The organism is Porphyromonas sp. COT-108 OH1349 (genome assembly GCF_000768755.1).
Lineage (GTDB): Bacteria > Bacteroidota > Bacteroidia > Bacteroidales > Porphyromonadaceae > Porphyromonas_A > Porphyromonas_A canoris.
This window is the reverse complement of the sequence record NZ_JRAH01000023.1, coordinates 1-3,931: the sequence shown is the minus strand read 5'-3', so window position 1 is coordinate 3,931 and position 3,931 is coordinate 1. Positions and strand designations below refer to the sequence as shown.

At 50.0% G+C, this 3,931-nt stretch carries 1 protein-coding gene and 1 pseudogene; both read right to left on the bottom strand.

Annotation, left to right across the window (positions count from 1 at the left end; genetic code table 11):
- Positions 1-2,723: pseudogene (locus tag JT26_RS06400) on the bottom strand (DNA methylase); the annotation flags it as partial.
- Between the two features lie 11 nt (positions 2,724-2,734).
- On the bottom strand, positions 2,735-3,931 hold a 1,197-nt coding region (locus tag JT26_RS10990), incomplete at its 5' end, for a class I SAM-dependent DNA methyltransferase (RefSeq protein ID WP_036847826.1).

Sequence of the window (3,931 nt, the reverse complement as noted above, 5' to 3'; positions counted from 1 at the left end):
ATAAGCATCTTGGCTTTCTCCTCTCTATCGGAGAGTTTCTCTCGTCCCAATAATTCCGCATTACCTGTCTTGGCAAATTCCACCAACTTGGCAATGAACTTCTCCTGTTCGGGTGTAGGTGGTATGTTGTGCATAATCTCATTCTTTTCGGGGCGGTCTATGCCGATGTCCTTTGCCGTTCGATAATCGGTGATTTGAGCGTAGAACGCCGCCAACTCAGGTACTTTGATAAAATAGCGGAAACGCTCCTTCTGCACGATTTCATTGGTAACAGAGAACTCATAGTCCACAGATTTCTTGGCGAAGATGGCAGCCCATGCGTCAAAGGTCTTGATATTCTGTGCTTCGAGGGCTTGGGGACGCAGGTATTTGAAAAGCAGGTACAACTCCGTAAGTGAGTTCGATATGGTCGTACCCGAAAGGAAGGTGGCTCCCAAGTCTTTCCCCGTCCGTTCTTGTATCGTTCGTATGGCAAAGAGCATATTCAAGGCACGCTGACTTCCCTCACTGTTCCCAAGCCCTGCCACTCTGTCGTGGCGAGTATTGAACATCAGGTTCTTGAAAGTATGCGACTCGTCTACAAAAAGATGGTCTATACCCATGGTCTTGAAATCTACCACGTCGTCCTTTCGGTTCTCTATCTTGAACTTGATTTCATCCAACTTCGCCTGCAAATTCATCTGTCGCTTGACAAGCCCCTTTTCCATGGCACGAGAGATACTGCGCCCCTGCTGACGCAGGACATCCAAGTTCTCCTCTACACTGTCCAACTCATCCTGAAGGATTTTCTGCTGTATCTCGTCCGATTGCGGTATCATACCGAATTGGTCGTGTGTGAGGACAATGCAATCCCAGTTGTTATTCTTGATATCGTGGAAAATCCTTTGCCGTTTGTCAGGGGTGAAGTCGTTTTTGCCCGGATAGAGCAGCTTGGCATTCGGGTAAGCCGTTTGGAAGGTCTGTGCTATCTCCTGCACGTTGGCTTTGAGAGCTAGTATCATCGGCTTTTTCGCCAAGCCGAGCCGTTTCATCTCATAGGCTGCAGCACACATGATAAGCGTTTTCCCTGCCCCTACTTGATGGTCACAGATACCCCCTCCGTTAAGCTTCAACATCCACACGGCATCCTTCTGACTGTCGTACAGGCTTTCGATACCCAAGCCTTTCAGGTTGAGGTCGGGGAATGTCTGATGGGATCCATTGTACTGAGGACGAACAAAACAATTGAAAGTATCATTATATAGTTTCTCCAATCGCTTCTTGAACTCATCGCTCTGCTCGTTCAACCAATCAGTAAAGCCGTTTCGTATCTCATCGATTTTAGCGTTTGCCATCTGTATGGCTTCGGTATCTCGTACCTTGACCTCTTTGTCTCCGACCATGATTTTCTTGGTGATGTCCGGCGTTGTATTCAGCAGGGCATGCTTCATCAGGGCAATACCATCGTAGCGACGATGCTGTCCCCGCACACAGAATCTGTCCCAGATGTTGGCATTGTGGCCCCGTGCATCCACGGAGTATTCGTCCGCACTTGAATTGTAGCGTATCGTCACCTCGGTATCGAAGAGGTGCGAGGCATAATCAGAGTAAAGGTTTACGGGAATCCATCGCTCCCCGAAGTTGAAATCTAAGTCCACGAAAGGAATCGGTTCGGGGATGGCATCTTTCAGGGCCTGCAAGGAGACTTGCGCCCTTGTGTCCTCCGGATGCTCCAAGAGATATTGTTCGATACGTTCCGATGCGGCAACCACATTGCCCGATATGAACTTTTCGGCGATTTCATACTCTCCCTCCAAGGGATTGTAATAAATTTTGCCGTGCAAGTCGGAGAGCATCTCCTCTTCGGAACTTTCGGGAAGCAAAGAGAGCATATATCCGGTGTCCACCGCTCCGAATTTATTGAGTGAAGCCGAAAGTGCTTCTTGGGCATTGCTCACCTCTGTCACTTCGTGCAGACTGAACGAAACAGGCTGATGGAAAATATCGGCTTTGAGCGTTTCACCCGCATCCATCAGGATCTGCTCGTGGTTCTTGCGGTCATTCAGATGCCCGTACAGCCGCACGAAACGGTCGTACAGTTCATTGAGGTTCTGTCGCAAGGATTCATTCGCCACCTTACGTTCCGCTTCATAATCATAGAGGGCGTGGTAGGCATCCCGCAGGTCTATGTAGAGCAACATCTTCTGCCGTTCTTGGGAAGAGAGGTCTATGGGCTGGAACATTCGGTTGTCCTCCATATCACGGACAAGCATTCCGACTTGAAAGTCCGAGGCAAGCAAAGAACCTTCTCTGAGGTGTTCATGCCATAAGCCCTCATAGGGACGCAGCCGCATACCTTTCTCCTTGTCCTGCTGCCACCACAACTCTCCTGTCTCCAACAGTCCCATAGCAGTCTCTTGTTGCTTTATTTCGACAGTGGGAGAAGGGGCGGAAGCCACGGCACGTTTCATCGAGGAGTTTTTTCGTTTGGGCTTCTCCTCTTGAATGATATTGCCAAAAAGGTCGAGTAGTTGTACCTGTGGTGCAACACTGCTTCGGGGTTGCTCTGTCGGCTGTTCCTTTTTCAGTTGNTTCTCCTCTTGAATGATATTGCCAAAAAGGTCGAGTAGTTGTACCTGTGGTGCAACACTGCTTCGGGGTTGCTCTGTCGGCTGTTCCTTTTTCAGTTGCACCACCTCTTGGTGTGATTGCTCTTCTTCCGAAGTGGCAGACGTAAGCGTCACTTCTCGCTGTTTTATTTCGGGAGGAACGGCAATGCTAACTTGGGGTTGCTCCTGTATGAAGANTGCTCTTCTTCCGAAGTGGCAGACGTAAGCGTCACTTCTCGCTGTTTTATTTCGGGAGGAACGGCAATGCTAACTTGGGGTTGCTCCTGTATGAAGATATGCTTTTGGTACAATGCCATATCCAAGCGTTGGGCTAAATCAGCCCGTAGGATTTTACCCATATCGGTGGCGATGCCTTCCGCTCCACCCTCGTGATGGAATAGAATGGCAGGCTTGCCGTAAGGGTCGGTGTCCTGCTTCCACTCAGTATGTACGATTTGTGACATACTTCGCAGATAAGTGTTGAACAGCACTCCGCTAGGGCGTTTCTCACTCTTGATGAAACGCAGTTCCTCTTCGGTAAGACTTGTCTTGCCACTCTGCTTTTGCAGGACGATAAGGTCACTGCCCACTTCTGTCCCCGCATTTTCCGAGAAGAGATTATTAGGAAGGCGAATCGCCGAGACAAGTCGGGTATGGTTCATCAGCCACTCCCTTACAGACTCATTCGTTGGCGCGTTCATAACACCTTGCGAGGTGATGAATGCCAGCACGCCACCCTCACGGAGCATATCGACTCCCTTGACGAAAAAGTAATTGTGCAGGGATGTGCGGGCGACCTTTCGGGCTGGTTCGTCCGTCTTGCTGAAAACAGGGTCGAAGACAGCCATATCTCCGAAAGGAATGTTGCTGCTAACCACGTCGAAATAACCGTTGAGCTTGGATTCGATTTCCTCGAAGCCCCGGATGCGTATCTTGTCTTCGGGATGCAGTGCGGAGAGCATCTGTCCCGTGAGGATGTCTTTCTCAAAACCGAAGGTCGTATGTCCTTCGGCTGCAATGGCATCAAAAGAGCGGATGAACTCGCCCATTCCCGCCGAAGGGTCAAGGATTCGCTTGGGGGCGATACCTGCCTCCTGTAAGGAAGCGGCAATCTCCCGCACTATGGGCGCAGGAGTATAGAAAGCGGTCATCACAGAGTTTTTCAGGCTCTGCATATAACTCTTGTATTGCGATTCGGAAGCGGTGTTGTCTCTAATGATGCTGTGCAACTCCATCACCAAGGGAAAAAGCTCCAGCTCCGACTTGTTCCATCGGGCGATGTCCTCCATCGTGTTGGCAGGAGAGAGGATACACTTCAAAGCCCCGAAGCCCGTATAGGCTTC